This is a genomic window from Microbacterium sp. 71-23, from assembly GCF_001897265.1.
GTDB lineage: Bacteria > Actinomycetota > Actinomycetes > Actinomycetales > Microbacteriaceae > Microbacterium > Microbacterium ginsengisoli.
In genome coordinates this window covers 31,147-44,979 of record NZ_MKSL01000012.1, presented here as the reverse complement: position 1 = coordinate 44,979, position 13,833 = coordinate 31,147, and the positions used below count along the sequence as shown (strand labels likewise).

Sequence of the window (13,833 nt, the reverse complement as noted above, 5' to 3'; positions counted from 1 at the left end):
GAACGATCATGGCACTCACCGATTCTGACCTCGTCGACCACGACGACGACGCTGACCTCAAGGCCGCGTCCCAGCGAACCGACGATCGACTCAGGATCGCGTCCGACTCGCCCCCTGCACCCGATCACGCAAGGCGTCTGGCAACTCAGCAGGCCATCCGCGGCTACCTCTGGGACGCCGCGTTCGAGATCGAGGCGAATGTGCAGCCCTGCCGTGAAGCATCTCTGGCCCTCACGCACCTCGAAGAGGCGCTGATGTGGGCGGGCAAGGCCATCTTCCGCTGATGCCCACCCGCCAACGGAAGGCCCGGAAGCGCGCCGGCATCGCGTTCACGAAGACGCCGAAGACAGCCCCCAGCGTCCCGACACCCCCAAGCCTCGGTCTCACGTCGATGGCCGAGATCCTCGCCGGCCTCGTCATCCGCGGCCGGTAACCATCCCCACCACGAGCCTGGCGCTCGGAAGGAGCACGACCATGTTCATCAAGAAGCCGTTCCCGCTGCTGCGGTTCGTGGGCGACGCCGTCGAAGGCACGTCGACCCCGCCCGCTCCGGCTGCGCCGGCCGCGCCCGCCGAACCGGCCGCACCGCCCGCGCCCAGCGAGAAGGTCGAGGACCTCCCCGACTGGGCACAGAAGGTCATCCGCGACACCCGGAAGGAAGCGGGCGACTACCGCACCGCTGCGAAGACCGCCGCGGAGGAGGCGCAGAAGGCCCTGACGGACAAGCTCGCCGTCGCCCTCGGCCTCAAGCCGGACGCCGCGACCGACCCCGCCGCGCTCACCGCGTCGCTGACGAAGGCGCAGCAGGACGCCGTCACCTCCGCCCGCGAGCTCGCCGTGTTCAAGCAGGCCGCTGCGGCCGGCGCGGACCCGTCGAAGCTCCTCGACCGGGCTTCGTTCCTCACTTCCATCGGCGGTATCGACCCGACCGATGGTGCGGCGATCAAGGCGGCCATCGACGCCGCCGTGACCGCAGATCAGACCCTCAAGGCGACCCGGGCGGTCGGCGCGAGCACTGTCGAAACTCCCGGCGGGACCGGCGAGCAGGGACAGATCACCGAAGCGCAGCTTGCGCAGATGACCCCCGAGCAGATCGCGGAGGCCCACGAGAAGGGCCTCCTCAAGGATCTGCTCACCTAACCCCTGAAAGGAGAGCCTCGTGGCTTTCAACAAGTTCAAGCCGGAGATCTGGAGCGCCCTGCTCCTGATCGCCCTCCGGAAGTCGCTGGTGTACAGCGCCTTCACCAACCGCGACTACGAGGGTGAGATCGCGGAGGCGGGCGACACCGTCCGCATCACCTCCGTCGGCCGCCCGACTGTCTCGAACTACGTCCCGGGAACGACCGTGATCGCGCCCGAGACCGTGGCGGACAGCCAGCGCACCCTCGTCGTCGACCAGGCGAAGTACTTTGCCTTCCAGGTCGACGACGTCGACAAGCGCCAGGCGAAGGGCGGCATCCTCGAGCAGCTCACCAACGAAGCCGCGTACGCGTTCGCCGACACGGTCGACCAGTACATCGCGTCGTTCTACACGTCGATCCAGCAGGCGAACCAGCTCGGTTCGATCTCGGTGTCGGCCGCGACCCCCGGGCAGGCGTACGACAACGTGCTGGTGCCGCTGAAGGTCAAGCTCGACAAGGCGAGCGTCGCGACCCAGGGTCGCTCCGTCGCCGTCACGCCCGACTTCCACGGTGTCCTCCTCCGCGACCCCCGCTTCATCAAGGTCAACGAGGCTGGCACCGACCAGGGCCTCCGAAACGGTCTCGTCGGCCGCGCCGCCGGGTTCGACATCCTGCTCACGAACAACGCCCCGAACACCACGGGCAGCGAGTTCGCGACGATCGCCGGCAACGACCGCGCGATCACCTTCGCGGATCAGATCAACAAGGTCGAGCCGTACCGGCCGCAGTCCTCGTTCTCCGACGCCGTGAAGGGCCTGCTCCTCTTCGGCGCGAAGAACGTCCGTCCCGACTCGCTGGCGAGCGCGCTCGTCACGGTCACGGCCTGAGAAAGGAGCGCTGACACATGGCACGCGCAACTCTCACCCCCACCGCCCTCGTCCCGAACGCGGGCATCAACGACCCCGCCGGCACCGCGTCGACCGCGGGCGCAGGAAACGGCTTCACCGTCCCGTACGCGGGATCGAAGCACATCCTCCTCCGCGTCACCAACGGCACCGGCGGATCCGGCACCGCGACCGTCCTCGCCGGTTCGCAGCCGTCGGCGATCGCGTCGGGCCAGGGCAGCCTCGCCGACACGGTCGGTGCCGGGGCGACGCGCTGGCTCGGCCCGTTCGAGTCCGCCCGGTTCCAGCAGCCGGACGGTTCCCTCGCGATCGACACGTCCGTGGTCATGACCGTGACCGCGTTCTCGGTCGACGGCCGCTACGTGGGCTGATCCCATGAGCGACACGTCGGCTGAGAAGCCTCACTTGTTCGTCCGTGGAGAGGGTGGGGCCATCTTCAAGATGGACCTACCCCTCCACGAGACGATCGAGGACCGTCTCACCAAGGGCCACCTCGTGCGCGTCGCGAACGCGGACGGCGACCCGTACACCCCCGGACAGGACGGCCCGGAAACGGCCGGCCTGCCCACACAGCGACCCGCACTGAACGCGAGCAAGGCGACCTGGGTCGGCTGGGCTGTCGCGAACGGCATGACGCCGGACGACGCCGAAGCCGCCACGAAGGACGACCTGATCGAGAAGTTCGGGATCGGGAAGTGACCGCCTGGTGGGCGGGGCCTCACACGCCCCGCCCACTGGCACCACACGAAGGGAGCCGGTCATGAGCATGTCCTTCGGGAGCTTCGTCGTTCCCACACGCCTCGCCGAGTCGACGGACCTGACCAACTGGACGGGCGACGCGGCACCCTCGAACGCTGACGCGATCCTCCGCTCCTGTACGACTCTCGTGCTCGAGGCTGTCCAGGGCGTGATCTGCGACGTCGACCCGAGCACGGGTCTCGCCACCGACCCGGTCATCGCCGGCGCGCTGCGTGACGCGACGTGCATTCAGGCTGCCGCGTGGATCGCGCTCGGCATCGACCCGGCCACGGGCGGGATCGTGCAGGCGTCGAAGAACGCCCGCTCCAAGGGCATCGGGTCCGCCCGCATCGAGTACTCCGACGCGGAAGTGCAAGCCGTCGCCGCCGCGCGCGCTGCCGCGTACAGCGGCCTCGTTCCGGAAGCGACCTCGTACCTGCAGCAGCGCAACCTGCTCGGCACGAACATCTGGACACTCGGATGAGCGACGAGCTCGCGGACTTCTACGTCCACACCGTCACCGTGCAGACCAGCATTCGCACCAGCGGGTACGGCGTTGACGTGTTCAACGACCCGGTGATGCTGACGCCCACCGGCGGCACGGGATGCTTCGTGGAACGCAAGCGCCGCCTCGTCCGCAACAACGCTGGCGCGGAAGTCGTCTCCGAGACGACCCTCTACACCTACCCGGCCGCCGCCGACCTCTTCACCGTCGACTCCCTGGTCTCCACAGGCGGCGTCGACTCCCGCGTGATCACCGTCGCCCAGTCCGACTCCGGCGACCTCGACCTCCCCGACCACATCGCGGTCTACCTGACGTAGGAGCGACATGTCCGACGGCAGCCTGTTCGAGAAGCTCACCGCCCTCGAGCAGGCGGTCGACGATCTCACCCCGCTCGCTGTGGGACGCGGGATGGAGCACATCCGCGGGGTCGCCGCCGACCTCACCCCGATCCGCGAAGGTCACCTCGTCGGGTCCGCGTCGGTGACCGTGCACGGCGACGAAGCGAACCTGACCTACCCGGGACCGTACGCCCGCCGCCAGCACTTCGAACTGACCTGGAAGCACACGCACGGGCAGGCTCTGTACCTCGAGCAGCCAATGCGCACCGAAGCGGAAGCCGCGTTGAAGATCATCGCCGACACGCTCGGGGAGGCGTTCTGATGGGCACCACCAGTGAACTGATCGACGGGTTCGCGGCGCTGATCTCGGCCGCGGGGATCGCCGTGTGGGATCCGGCGGGCGTGTACACCGCCGACCAGACGGGCATCTTCCGGAAGGTGCTCCCCCCCGCACCCGACCGGGCGATCGCGTTGACGATCGTCGACACCAGCGACGACCCGACGATGCCGCTCGGTTCGAAGATGCTGCAGGTCCGCGGCCGCGGTGTCCCCGGGGACCCGACCGACGTCGATGACCTCCTCGACCCGATCTTCACGGTCCTCCACGGTCTCACCGGCATCACCGTCGGGTCGCAGACCGTGATCCAGTGCCTGCGGCGAATCTCCGCCCCGATGGGCACGGACCAGTCGAAACGCTGGGAACGCGCCGACCAGTACTACCTCGACGTCGACGCCCCACCGACCGACCTGCGCCCCGAACGCGGCGCCTGGTAATCCCCACCCCTCGACCACCGACACTCCCGTCGGTGCCCGCCCCCGAACCGCTTGGTGAGGGGCTTTCACCCTGCCCCGATCAGCCTGAGGAGGCTCATCATGACCACCGCTCTCGCCCGACGGTTCCGACTCGACGTCTCGTCGATCGCGAACCCCACCGCGTGGCTGCCCTTCAAGGGCATCAACGACCTGAACACCCCCGTCAGCCCCAACCTGCAGGCCGCCGACGACTACGACACCAACGGGTTCTCGTCGTTCGAGAAGACCATGCAGGGCTGGGTCGTCACCGCGAAGGCGCTCCGCAAGACCGTCGCCGGGGTGTTCGACGCCGGCCAGGAACTCGTCCGGGCCGCGCAGCTCGGCTGGGGCGACGCGGCCCGCGTGAACGTCCGCTGGTACGACCGCAACGGCGGCCCGGAGGCGTTCCAGGGCGTCGCGATCGTCGGATGGGTACCGTCGAAGACCGGCGTCACCGACCTCGACGAGATCACCGCGACGTTCACCGGCGACGGGATCCTGTCCCCGATCGCGAACCCGTTCAGCGACCCGATCGCCCCGATCATCCTCGGTGCGTCGCCGTCCGGTGTCGCCGCCGGCGGGATCATCAACATCACCGGTTCCGGCTTCGCGGGCGTGACGGGCGCTGCGGGCGTGAAGATCGGCGGCACGAACGCGTCGAGCTACATCGTCGTGTCCGACAACACGATCGTCGCCGTCCTCCCCGCCGGTTCCGCCGGGTCCGCGCCGATCACGACCACGAACCTGTCCGGCACCTCCGCCGCCTTCCCCTACACCCGGGCGTAACACACCCCTCGGGCGCGCGGATGGGGATGCGCGCGCCCGAGGTCCATCCCCACAGAAAGGTCCCCACCACCATGACTCTGCGCGAGTTCACCGACTTCGCCGACGGGCCCCTCGCCTTCCCCTACAAGGGCAAGGTCTACACCGCCCCCGCCATCGGAATCGACCTCGGCATCCGCCTGTCCGGCATCCTCAACAAGGGCGAGGACGCCGACCGCAGCTTCGAAGAGATGTGGCCTGACCTGTTCGGTCAGGAACTGCTCGACGAGATGCGCGCCGACGGGGTCCCGATCCTGTTCGTCACGCGCGCCGCGGCGACGATCCTCGCCGACTTCGAGTATGGCCGCGAGTACGCGACCGCGATGTGGGAGACCGGTGCCGACCCAAAAGCGATGGTGGAGTACCTGAAGTCGAAGGGCAATCGGGCTACGAGGCGATCGCGCAGTACGGGTGGGGCGAGCAAGACCCCGTCACCGGCATCTTCGAAGGCTACGACCTCCCGAAAGAGCTGAGGAAGCCGTCCGGGTCGGTCGCGTTCGTCGACATCCTCGCCCAGTGGGTGCTGCTCGTCGGCACCTTCCATCAGGTCCTGCACGTCGACCTCGAGTCCGTGTGGCGGGTGAAGCCGTGGCGCTGGTTCGAGACGCGCGTGAAGTTCCTGATGACCACCGACACCCCACTCGCCCGGTACTTCGCGCCGGAGGAACCGCAGGAGGTGCCCGGTGAGCGTGAATGAGGGTCCCACCACGGTCGGTTCGATCGTGGGGAAGCTGCGGATGGATCGCGACGAGTGGGTCGCGCAGCTCGCCGCGACGAAGAAGGACATCCACGACATCGAGTCGGCGGACCCGAACATCCGGGTCGGCGCGACGACGGGCGAGGCTGTCGCGAAGCTCGCCGCGGTGGAGCAGTCCACGCGGCGCGTGTCCCGGTCGACGGACACCGTCACCGCCGCGCAGGCGCGTCTCACGACCGCGATGCACGCCGCCGACACCGCGTACGCGCGCGCGCAGCTCGCGCAGATGCGGTTGACGGAGCTGCAGGACCGCGGCGTGACGACGGGTTCCCGGTTCGCGGCCGCCGAACTCGCGGTGACGGAGGCGCTTCGACGTCTGGACGTCGCGAACGAGAAGGCGACCGCGTCGGAGGTCGCGTTGACCGCCGCGCAGCAGGCCGCCGCGGCCGCGGCGCTCGAGGAAGCCTCCGCGCAGGACGACGTCGAACGTTCCACGGTGAAAGCGAACGAAGCGAACCGCACGAACGTGACCCGTGTCGGCGCGATCGCGGCGGCCGTCGCGCTCCTCGTCCCCCTCCTCGCCCCTGTCGGCGCGGTCGCGGTCGGCGTCGCGGGTGCGCTGCTCGGGATGGGTTCCGCCGGCGTGCTCGCCCTGTTCGGCATCCGGAAGGAGATGCAGGACGGCACGGTCGTCGGCGGGATGTACCGCAACGGCCTGTCGGACCTGAAGGGCATCTTCGACACCCTGTCGCGCACCGCCGCGGTGAACATGCTCGGCTCGTTCCGGGACGTGGTGTCGCAGATCCGCGCGGACATGCCGATGCTGAACACCCAGGTGGGGCAGTTCTCGGTGATCCTCGGGCGGACGGGCTCGGCGGCCATCGCGGGCACGATCAGCAGCCTCCGTGTGCTGAACCCGTTGTTCCTGACCGCGGGCCTGTACGTGCAGAGCCTCGCGGAAGGGTTCCAGCGGTGGGCGTCGGGGTCAGGGATCGAGAAGTTCGCCGGCTACGCGCTGTCGATGCTCCCGACCGTCACCGACGTGCTCGGCAAGCTCGCGGCGATGGTGATGCACATCCTCGAGGCCCTCGCCCCGCTCGGTCAGATCGGCCTGACAGTGCTGTCCGGGATCGCGACGGCGATCGACGCTATCCCCGTCGACGTGCTGTCACAGCTCATCGTGACGATCACGTGGGGGGCGGTCGCGTTCAAGGCTTGGGGCTTCATCGCCCCGATGCTCGCGTCGATCGCGAGCACCATGGGCGCGGTCGGTGTCGCGTCGACCATCGCGACGGGCCCGGTCGGGTGGATCGTCGCGGGGCTGTCGGCCCTCGCCGGCGTGTTCGCGGTCGTCATCGCTCAGCAGACCGACGCGACGCAGGCCATGCAGGACTACACCGCCGCGGTGCAGGCCGACAACGGCGTGATCGGTGAGAACGTGCGCCAGAAGGCCGCGCAGAAGCTCGCCGACGCCGGCGCGTACGCGAACGCGAAGCTCCTCGGCATCAGCACCCAGGTCGTCACTCAGGCGGTGCTCGGCAACGCGGACGCGCAGAAGAAGCTGAACGAGGCGCTCGGCGTGGGACGGAACCAGCAGGAGTGGCTCAACCAGACCACCGACAAGACCGGCCAGAACCTGCTGGACGTCGCGACGGCCGCCGCCGACCTGACCACCGCGGTGAACACCAACCGCGACGCGATCTCGGGCGAGATCACCCGGAACAAGGAGCTGCAGGACGCGCTCGGGGACACGACCGAAGCGACCAACGCTCAGACCTCCGCCGACACGGCCGCGGCGGCTGCCCTCGGAATCTCCGTGTCGGCGATCCAGGCCGCTCGAGCCTCGCAGAAGGACATGAAGTCCTCGACCGAGGAGGCGACCGCGCAGATGTACCTGCAGGGCGACGCCGCTGGCCTCCTGAAGCAGCAGCTCGACCTGCTTAACGGGAAGGCGATCTCCACCGCGGACGCGCAGAACCGGTTCGACTCGTCGCTCGCGAACATGGGCGCCCACATTGACAAGACCGGCAAGGACGTGAAGCGCGCGACCACGAACCTTGAGGGGATGTCGGCGGCCGCCGTCGCGAACCGGGGCGAGCTGATCTCGTCCGTGCAGGCCGCGCAGAACGCCGCCCAGGCTTATCGCGACAACGGTGCGAGCAGCGAGGACGCGCGGAAGAAGCTCGTCGACATGAAGAAGGCGATCATCGAGCACGCGGTGGAGCTCGGGGAGGACCGGAAGCAGGTCGAGGCGTTCGTGAACTCGATCTTCCAGATCCCCGCCGAGGTGCCCAAGACGAAGGTCGAGGTCGACACGGCGGCCGCGAACGCGCAGATCGCGGCCCTGCAGAAGAACCTCGAGCAGCTCTCTCGCAACATCGACATCGCGGTGAAGCTGCATGGCGCGGAGAACCTGTCGAATGTGACCGGTGGTGTCGCGTTCGCGAACGGTGGCACACCCCGCGGGCTCGCCGGCGGTGGCGGCGGCAGCGTGCTCGGCCGCGGCACCGCCGGGTCGGACACGGCCGGCCTTTATCGCCTCGCGAACGGTGAAGAGGTCACCTCGAACGTGTTCGGGCAGGCCGACCGGAACCGCGCCCTGCTGAAGCAGATCAACGCGGGATACACGCCCACGATCCCGACCATGCAGCAGGCCCCGCAGGCCGTGAAGCAAAAGGCGACGGAGGTGCACATTCACGTGTCCGGGGTGAACCAGGAAGACCCGCGCGTGCTCGGCGCGGTCGTCGGCGGCGAGGTCGGGCGTCAGCTTCGGGTGCTGAAGAAGTGAGCACCGTCACCCTGACCTCCATCGGCGGGTCCGTCACGATGTACGGCGAGAACCAGCGCGCCGACGGCGTCTACCAGGTGGGTGCGCAGTTCTTCTCCGACTGGTACACGGTGTCCGACTCGAAGACCGAGATCCGTGAGCGGCCCGCCGGCGACGGCGCGTTCGGCATCGACCGTGACTGGCGGTCGTCGTTGATGCTGAACATGGCGGGCCGCTTCCGCGGTGCGGGCTGGGCGTCCATGCTCATGGCGTTGCGGAGCATCCTGATCGTCGGGGTGCCCGTGACCATCACGGTCGTCGACGACTTCGGGGAGACGACGCGGGTGGTGTCGGTGCGGCGCTTCGTGCCCACACCGAACCCGGGCGCGCAGCTCGTCGAGTTCCAGCTCGTCGTCCTCGCGACCGACCCGCTCATGTACGGGCCGATCCGCTCCGCGTCGACGACCCCGCCGACGTCCGGCACCGGCCAGCCGTGGCCGCAGGTGTGGCCCGTCGACTGGGGCACCCCGGGCATGGACGGCCGCGCGACCGCGGAGAACGGCGGCAGCGCCCCAAGCCCCCTCGTCCTCGCTGTCACGGGTGGTGCGGACGGTGTCGAGCTCGTCGAAATCCTGTCCGGACGGATCCTGCGCCTGGAACGCGTCATCCCGGTCGGCTCGACGGTCGTGTTCGACGTGTCGCTGTCGGTCGCGTACCTCGACCTGCCCGAGAACGACATCACCGGGTTCATGACCCGCAGGGAATGGGACGGGTTCCAGATCCCCGCGTTCGGATCCCGCATCGTGCAGTTCAACCCGCTCGGCACCGTCATCGGCACCCCGCTCTTGACGTTGTCGTGGTCCGACGCGAACTGAGGGGGTCGGATGCTGCGCTGGTTCATCGCCGATCTCCGCACCGGACGGCAACTCATCGACATCCAGGTGATGGCGGAGTCAACCTGGTCACGCTCGCTGAACGCCCCGGAGAAGCTCACCGCGGTGCTCGACATGCAGGACCCCGCGACGATCGCGTTGCGGCCTCGGCAGACGATCCGGCCGGGGCGGTCGGTGCTCGCTGTCGCGGTCGGCGATGTGATCCTCGCGGCCGGGCCGGTGTGGGCTCACGACTACGACCGCGATCAGAAGACGCTGCGGGTGACCGCGGTCGGGCTGTGGTCGTACTTCGATCACCGCTACCTGCTGCCCCTCGCCGCAGCGACCGCGGATGTCGCGACGTTCATCGTCTCTGACCCGGCTTCGGCGGGCAAGACTATGCCGAACGCCGCGCTCGCGACGAACCTGTCGAACCTCGAGTACGGCACGATCGCGAAACGGTGGGTGCAGCAGGCGCAGGCGTGGACCGGCGGCAACGTGCCCGTCGTGTTCGAAGCCGATCGCGCCGGCGGCCGCGAGCGGAACGCGGACGCCGTCGACTTCAAGAACATCGGCACGCTGCTCACCCAGTTGACGCAGCTGGAGGACGGCCCCGATATCCGGTTCAAGCCGCAGTTCGCCGCGGACCGGCTCGGCGTGCAGTTCCTGCTGCAGACCGGCACGGACGCGAACCCGCTGATCACCGGCACCGCGGTGCACCAGTGGACGGTGGGCGTGCCGGGCAGTGGGGTGTCGGCGTTGAAGGTCGGCGTCGACGCGACGACTCTCGCGTCGGTCGCGTGGGCGTCCGCCGGTCGTTCGGTGGACTCGGTGCTCGTGTCCCGCTCCACCGACCCCACACTCACCGATCTCGGCTTCCCGCTGTTCGAGTCGCTCGACACCAGCCATTCGACGGTCGTGATTCAGGACACGCTCGACGGCTACTCGGGCGAGGCGACCACGTTCGGGCGCGCCCCGCTCGAGACGTGGACGTTCACAGTCGAGGCGGCACGGCAGCCGCTGCTCGGCGCGTACTGGGAGGGCGACTGGTGCGACATCACGATCCCCGCGTACGACCCGGATCAGGGCCACGGTGACCCGTACGTGTTCGAACAGTCGACCCCGCGGCGTCGCATCGTCGCGTTCGACGGCAACGCGAAGGGACTCACCGTGAACGTGACGACTCAGGCGGCGGTCAATGGGTAAGGGGTACGCCAGCCCGCCGCAGGGCGAGTACGGGGAGCTGGAGCGGATCCTCAGCGACGTGCAGACGCGGCTGAAGGAACTCGAGACCCCCACGGGCACGAGCGTGAACAGCCTCGTCGACCAGGTGCAGCAGGCGATCGCCGACATCACCACCACAGTGACCGCCGCGATCGACGCGAACTCGTACACGCGGGCTGAGATTAACGCGCTGGTCGCGAGCCCGGGCGCGATCGCGCCGACGACGGTGACCGCGTCGGGCAGCATGTCCACGGCGGGCGCTCTCACCACCGGAAGCGACACGGTCGTCGGCGGTCAACTCCGCGCGCTCGACGCGGTCACGAACGTGATCACCAGCGGCCGGTACGCGACGTGGATCGAGACCGCGACGGGCCGCTTCGGGAACACGTCATCGTCGCGCCGCTACAAGCAGGACATCACCGAGGCGCAGATCGACGCGGATGTGTTCCTCACGATCGTGCCGTTCGTTTTCCACTACATCGCCGAGGTCCGGAAGCGCGACGACCCCATGTTCGAGGGGTACGTCGGCCCCGACTACGTCGTCGCCGACGAGTACGGCCTGATGGCGGAAGACCTGCACGCCGCCGGCCTCACACCGTGGGTGTACTACGACGCCGCCGGCCTCCCCGACTCCGTGAACTACACGATGCTCGTCGTCCCGCTCCTCGCGGTCGCGCGCGCTGAGAAGGCCGCGCGGGCGGCGCTCGAGGAGCGCGTGACGCGCCTCGAATCCCTGATGGAAGGACACTGATGACCGTTCGCAGTTCGTGGCCTGGCCCCACTGGTCAGACCGGCACCACCGAAGCCCGCAAGGCCATCTCGGGTCTGTTCGCGTCGGACAGCACCGGCGCGGTTCGCGCTGGCGTCCTCTCCCCGGTGAACACGCAGCTCCTCGTCGCCCGCACGGACCTGAACGTCGACATCGCCGCGCTCCAGGCGGTCGCGGTGCAGTTCGGTGGCGCGATCCTGATCGCGAACGACGGGGTCGTGCAGCTCCCGTCACCGCTGGTTTCTCCGCCGGCGGGGATCAACTACTACGTCGTGTACGCGAAGCAGAACGAGTCGGTGTCGCCTGGGACGGACCCGAACAACACCCCGGTGGTGGGTGCGGCTCTGTCGACGTCCGACTTCGCGACGGCCCGCACGTCGATGCCGACCGGTGCCGTCGAGATCGGGACGGTGCAGATCCCGTCGGGGGTCACCGCGACGAACGCGAGCGGCGTCGCCGTGACGACCACGGCGACGTACACCGCCGCGGCGGGCGGTGTCGTGCTGGTTCGGAACGCGACCGAGCTCGCCGCGTGGACCCCGGCGGACAGCTCCCTCGCCTTCCGTCTGGACACCGGCACGCTCTACACGCGGGCGGGTGGCGCGTGGTCGCCGTCGGCGGGTGTGATGCCGGTGATCGACGTGGTCGTGGGTACGAGCATCGCGGTCGCGAGCGGCGGGTCGGCGAACGTGAACCTGTGGTCCGCGCCCGGGTCGGGGCAGTCGATCGTGCAACCGGCGGGGACGGAGTGGTTCACCTACAACCCGACGACCGGCGACATCACGTGTGTGAAAGCGGGCCGCTACCAGATCACGGCGCGTCTCGCGGTGCAGCCCGCGTCAGGCGGTGCCGCGCAGGCGTACCTGATCCGTGGTGGGAGCCCGACCGACGTGCTCACCCTCGACTCGGTGAACGCGCATTCCTCGCAGCAGACGATGCTGAAGCTCGACGTCGCCTCGGTGCTCCTGGTGGCCGGCGCGTCGCTGCGAGTGTGGATCTCGTCCGTGACGGCCGCGTTGACGGTCGGTGGGACGGCGCGCGCGCAGGGCGAGTTCTCGATCCGCTACCTCGGGCCGAGCTGACCATGTCGTCTCTGATCATCGCCGCCGGAGCACGCCTCGACGCGGCCGGCACCCGGGACGCGTTCGGTGCCCTGTCCGATGACCTCGTGCGTGCCGGCTACCCGCCGATCACGGTGAACTTCGGCGACCGGGACATGACGGAGGAGATCCACCTCTTCACCACCCGGTACCGGCAGCAGGCGACCGGCTCCGGCGCGTTCGGTGACGTGCGCACGTGGGACGGGTCCGCGTACGGATTCCCTGGCGGCACCCGGTGGGTGCGGGTCTCCGCGGACGGCCCGGTCGCGATTCCCGGGTCCAGCAACCACGGCCGGAAACGGTCCGGAGATCTCGCCGCCCCGTACAACGCTGACACGCCCGCGCACCGCGCCGCCGAGCAGCTCGCGAAGGCCCACAACATCACCTGCGAGGGCATGGGCTTCGGCGAGTGGTGGCACTGGACGTACTGGGGGCTGCTCGGCGTCATCGGTACCCCCGCGGCCACGACCGCAACACCCTTCACCCCTGTCCCGAAACGGAGCCTGACCATGGACGAAGCACTCATCATCGAGCAGACGAGCAACAACATGGTGCTCGTCAATGTGAAGGACCGCACGCTCGTGAACCTCGGCAACGACCCGAAGTCGCAGCTGCGGGCCTGGTTCGCGGAGAACCACCCGTACAAGTTCATGGGCTCCGACGAGTGGACCAAGACGTTCGGTCCCGGCACCGGCTACAACTACGTCGGTCACGGCACCCCGGCATGACCGCCGCTCCCCGCACCCGCATGAACCGGGCGTGGTGGGTGTTCTCCGCCGCGGGGGTGCTGACGTTCGTGATCTCCGGGCTGATCCTCCTCGGCGGCACGCCCGCCCCCGACGGGCAGTCGTGGCTGCGGGACCCGGACAGCATCATCCTGCAGATCCTCGTTGTGGTCGGGGCGGTCACGAGCGTCGCCGCCCCGGCCGCGGGGAAGCTGCAGCGCATCGGCACGGGCGTGGAGAAGACCGTCGACCACGTCGTGAACTCCCACGGCGGCACCATCCTCCGCGACGACATCGACGAGCTGAAAGACCTCGTGAGAGCCGTCCGGTCCGAGCAGAAGCAGCAACGCCAAGACATCCTCGGCATCCGTGAGGAGATCGGCCAGATCCGCAAGTCCGAACGGGACCAGTGGAACGCGATCGAGACCACTGCCAACCGCAACCGAAAGGAAACCTGA

20 protein-coding genes are annotated in these 13,833 nt (G+C 68.9%); all 20 read left to right on the top strand.

Going from position 1 to position 13,833, the window contains the following annotated elements; genetic code table 11:
* The first annotated feature begins 8 nt into the window (after positions 1-8).
* The 20 genes from BGO15_RS04375 to BGO15_RS04280 all read left to right on the top strand — a co-directional run bounded on the left by BGO15_RS04375 (position 9) and on the right by BGO15_RS04280 (position 13,833).
* Positions 9-284 carry an Acb2/Tad1 domain-containing protein gene (locus BGO15_RS04375; RefSeq protein WP_056206749.1) on the top strand — a complete coding sequence of 92 codons (276 nt, stop codon included), beginning with the start codon at positions 9-11 and terminating at the stop codon, positions 282-284.
* The gene (locus BGO15_RS04370; RefSeq protein WP_156454738.1) at positions 284-433 is read left to right on the top strand and encodes a hypothetical protein; all 150 of its coding nucleotides are present in this window, start codon (positions 284-286) and stop codon (positions 431-433) included. Before BGO15_RS04375 ends, BGO15_RS04370 begins: the two co-directional genes overlap by 1 nt.
* Positions 434-474: 41 nt before the next feature.
* Positions 475-1,140, top strand: coding sequence for a hypothetical protein (locus BGO15_RS04365; protein ID WP_056519069.1), 666 nt, complete (start codon positions 475-477; stop codon positions 1,138-1,140).
* Positions 1,141-1,159: 19 nt separating this feature from the next.
* Entirely contained in the window at positions 1,160-2,008 is an 849-nt protein-coding gene (locus tag BGO15_RS04360) for a phage major capsid protein (protein WP_056206756.1), read from the top strand.
* 17 nt (positions 2,009-2,025) lie between these two features.
* Positions 2,026-2,397 (top strand): hypothetical protein, encoded by a 372-nt coding sequence (locus BGO15_RS04355; protein ID WP_056519071.1) that lies wholly within the window; start codon positions 2,026-2,028, stop codon positions 2,395-2,397.
* A 4-nt stretch (positions 2,398-2,401) separates the two neighbouring features.
* Complete coding sequence (locus tag BGO15_RS04350) at positions 2,402-2,725, top strand: hypothetical protein (protein ID WP_082483024.1); 324 nt, start codon at positions 2,402-2,404, stop codon at positions 2,723-2,725.
* 61 nt (positions 2,726-2,786) lie between these two features.
* Complete coding sequence (locus tag BGO15_RS04345; RefSeq protein WP_056206760.1) at positions 2,787-3,248, top strand: hypothetical protein; 462 nt, start codon at positions 2,787-2,789, stop codon at positions 3,246-3,248.
* Positions 3,245-3,586: a hypothetical protein gene (locus tag BGO15_RS04340; RefSeq protein WP_056206763.1), complete on the top strand. Its 342-nt coding sequence runs from the start codon at positions 3,245-3,247 to the stop codon at positions 3,584-3,586. The genes BGO15_RS04345 and BGO15_RS04340 overlap by 4 nt, the downstream gene beginning before the upstream one ends.
* 7 nt (positions 3,587-3,593) lie before the next feature.
* Positions 3,594-3,929 (top strand): hypothetical protein, encoded by a 336-nt coding sequence (locus BGO15_RS04335; protein WP_056206767.1) that lies wholly within the window; start codon positions 3,594-3,596, stop codon positions 3,927-3,929.
* On the top strand, positions 3,929-4,381 hold the full coding sequence (locus tag BGO15_RS04330; RefSeq protein WP_056519073.1) for a minor capsid protein: 453 nt from the start codon (positions 3,929-3,931) through the stop codon (positions 4,379-4,381). The genes BGO15_RS04335 and BGO15_RS04330 overlap by 1 nt, the downstream gene beginning before the upstream one ends.
* 99 nt (positions 4,382-4,480) lie before the next feature.
* The gene (locus BGO15_RS04325; RefSeq protein WP_056206770.1) at positions 4,481-5,185 is read left to right on the top strand and encodes a phage tail tube protein; all 705 of its coding nucleotides are present in this window, start codon (positions 4,481-4,483) and stop codon (positions 5,183-5,185) included.
* 71 nt (positions 5,186-5,256) lie between these two features.
* Positions 5,257-5,694, top strand: coding sequence for a DUF7426 family protein (locus BGO15_RS04320; RefSeq protein WP_156454739.1), 438 nt, complete (start codon positions 5,257-5,259; stop codon positions 5,692-5,694).
* A gap of 47 nt (positions 5,695-5,741) precedes the next feature.
* Complete coding sequence (locus tag BGO15_RS04315; protein ID WP_156454740.1) at positions 5,742-5,918, top strand: hypothetical protein; 177 nt, start codon at positions 5,742-5,744, stop codon at positions 5,916-5,918.
* Positions 5,905-8,706, top strand: a complete 2,802-nt coding sequence (locus BGO15_RS04310; protein WP_056206776.1) for a hypothetical protein — start codon at positions 5,905-5,907, stop codon at positions 8,704-8,706. The genes BGO15_RS04315 and BGO15_RS04310 overlap by 14 nt, the downstream gene beginning before the upstream one ends.
* Positions 8,703-9,560, top strand: coding sequence for a hypothetical protein (locus tag BGO15_RS04305; RefSeq protein ID WP_056206779.1), 858 nt, complete (start codon positions 8,703-8,705; stop codon positions 9,558-9,560). Before BGO15_RS04310 ends, BGO15_RS04305 begins: the two co-directional genes overlap by 4 nt.
* A 9-nt stretch (positions 9,561-9,569) precedes the next feature.
* A complete protein-coding gene (locus tag BGO15_RS04300) occupies positions 9,570-10,763 on the top strand; it encodes a hypothetical protein (protein WP_056206781.1) in 1,194 nt (397 codons plus the stop codon).
* Positions 10,756-11,532: a hypothetical protein gene (locus BGO15_RS04295; RefSeq protein ID WP_056519075.1), complete on the top strand. Its 777-nt coding sequence runs from the start codon at positions 10,756-10,758 to the stop codon at positions 11,530-11,532. The genes BGO15_RS04300 and BGO15_RS04295 overlap by 8 nt, the downstream gene beginning before the upstream one ends.
* The gene (locus tag BGO15_RS04290; protein WP_056519077.1) at positions 11,532-12,632 is read left to right on the top strand and encodes a hypothetical protein; all 1,101 of its coding nucleotides are present in this window, start codon (positions 11,532-11,534) and stop codon (positions 12,630-12,632) included. The genes BGO15_RS04295 and BGO15_RS04290 overlap by 1 nt, the downstream gene beginning before the upstream one ends.
* Positions 12,633-12,634: 2 nt before the next feature.
* Positions 12,635-13,378, top strand: a complete 744-nt coding sequence (locus BGO15_RS04285; protein ID WP_056519079.1) for a M15 family metallopeptidase domain-containing protein — start codon at positions 12,635-12,637, stop codon at positions 13,376-13,378.
* The gene (locus BGO15_RS04280) at positions 13,375-13,833 is read left to right on the top strand and encodes a DUF2746 domain-containing protein (RefSeq protein WP_056206794.1); all 459 of its coding nucleotides are present in this window, start codon (positions 13,375-13,377) and stop codon (positions 13,831-13,833) included. The genes BGO15_RS04285 and BGO15_RS04280 overlap by 4 nt, the downstream gene beginning before the upstream one ends.

What these genes read in the sequence shown, in the direction of transcription:
- BGO15_RS04335 (WP_056206767.1), top strand. Translation starts at nt 3,594, where the DNA reads ATGTCCGACGGCAGCCTGTTCGAGAAGCTCACCGCCCTCGAGCAGGCG.
- BGO15_RS04330 (WP_056519073.1), top strand. Translation starts at nt 3,929, where the DNA reads ATGGGCACCACCAGTGAACTGATCGACGGGTTCGCGGCGCTGATCTCG.
- BGO15_RS04350 (WP_082483024.1), top strand. Translation starts at nt 2,402, where the DNA reads ATGAGCGACACGTCGGCTGAGAAGCCTCACTTGTTCGTCCGTGGAGAG.
- BGO15_RS04340 (WP_056206763.1), top strand. Translation starts at nt 3,245, where the DNA reads ATGAGCGACGAGCTCGCGGACTTCTACGTCCACACCGTCACCGTGCAG.
- BGO15_RS04355 (WP_056519071.1), top strand. Translation starts at nt 2,026, where the DNA reads ATGGCACGCGCAACTCTCACCCCCACCGCCCTCGTCCCGAACGCGGGC.
- BGO15_RS04320 (WP_156454739.1), top strand. Translation starts at nt 5,257, where the DNA reads ATGACTCTGCGCGAGTTCACCGACTTCGCCGACGGGCCCCTCGCCTTC.
- BGO15_RS04290 (WP_056519077.1), top strand. Translation starts at nt 11,532, where the DNA reads ATGACCGTTCGCAGTTCGTGGCCTGGCCCCACTGGTCAGACCGGCACC.
- BGO15_RS04365 (WP_056519069.1), top strand. Translation starts at nt 475, where the DNA reads ATGTTCATCAAGAAGCCGTTCCCGCTGCTGCGGTTCGTGGGCGACGCC.
- BGO15_RS04370 (WP_156454738.1), top strand. Translation starts at nt 284, where the DNA reads ATGCCCACCCGCCAACGGAAGGCCCGGAAGCGCGCCGGCATCGCGTTC.
- BGO15_RS04295 (WP_056519075.1), top strand. Translation starts at nt 10,756, where the DNA reads ATGGGTAAGGGGTACGCCAGCCCGCCGCAGGGCGAGTACGGGGAGCTG.
- BGO15_RS04285 (WP_056519079.1), top strand. Translation starts at nt 12,635, where the DNA reads ATGTCGTCTCTGATCATCGCCGCCGGAGCACGCCTCGACGCGGCCGGC.
- BGO15_RS04325 (WP_056206770.1), top strand. Translation starts at nt 4,481, where the DNA reads ATGACCACCGCTCTCGCCCGACGGTTCCGACTCGACGTCTCGTCGATC.
- BGO15_RS04300 (WP_056206781.1), top strand. Translation starts at nt 9,570, where the DNA reads ATGCTGCGCTGGTTCATCGCCGATCTCCGCACCGGACGGCAACTCATC.
- BGO15_RS04375 (WP_056206749.1), top strand. Translation starts at nt 9, where the DNA reads ATGGCACTCACCGATTCTGACCTCGTCGACCACGACGACGACGCTGAC.
- BGO15_RS04280 (WP_056206794.1), top strand. Translation starts at nt 13,375, where the DNA reads ATGACCGCCGCTCCCCGCACCCGCATGAACCGGGCGTGGTGGGTGTTC.
- BGO15_RS04345 (WP_056206760.1), top strand. Translation starts at nt 2,787, where the DNA reads ATGAGCATGTCCTTCGGGAGCTTCGTCGTTCCCACACGCCTCGCCGAG.